Origin of the sequence: Clavibacter sp. MX14-G9D (assembly GCF_032917815.1) — a bacterium.
Lineage (GTDB): Bacteria > Actinomycetota > Actinomycetes > Actinomycetales > Microbacteriaceae > Clavibacter > Clavibacter michiganensis_K.
On the sequence record NZ_JAVCVL010000446.1, the window covers coordinates 1 to 541 of the forward strand.

The following is a 541-nucleotide window of genomic DNA, read 5'->3' on the forward strand; positions in this document are numbered from 1 at the left end:
CCTGCCACTCCGGTCCGTCGATGCCCTCGCCCGTGACGGGGGTGCCGATGGGCAGCGGGTCGTCGGGGCTGGTGCCCGGCAGAGCGGCGTCGTCGCCGGTGCCGCCGTCCTCGTCCTCGCCGGGGATCGGCTCGGGGCTCGCGTAGCCGCCGTCGGCGCCCGAGGACTCCACCGCCTCGGTCACCGAGGACACGAACGCGAACGTGTAGACGATCGCCAGGACGATGCTGAGGACGAAGCCCACGCCGCCGAGCACGATGCCGCCCACCGCGAGCGGCTTGCCGTCCATCCGGCGCACGAGCGACACGATCCCCAGCACGACCGCGACGACGGCCGGCACGAACACGACGTAGTTGAGGAACGGGATGAAGGCGCCGAGGAACGCCGCGATGCCGACGACGAGCGCCGCGATGGCGAGGCCCTTGCCGCCGCGGGAGCGCGACGGCGCGCCGGTGACGTAGGGCGGGGCGGCGGCGTAGGGCGGGGCGGCGACGGGCGGGGCTGAGCCCGCGGGGTCGGATGCGCCCGGCTGCGGGCCGCT

The 541-nt window shown here is 75.8% G+C and carries 1 pseudogene; it reads right to left on the reverse strand.

Annotation, left to right across the window (positions count from 1 at the left end):
• Nucleotides 1–541 (reverse strand): annotated as a pseudogene (locus Q6969_RS16220) (DUF4190 domain-containing protein); the annotation flags it as partial.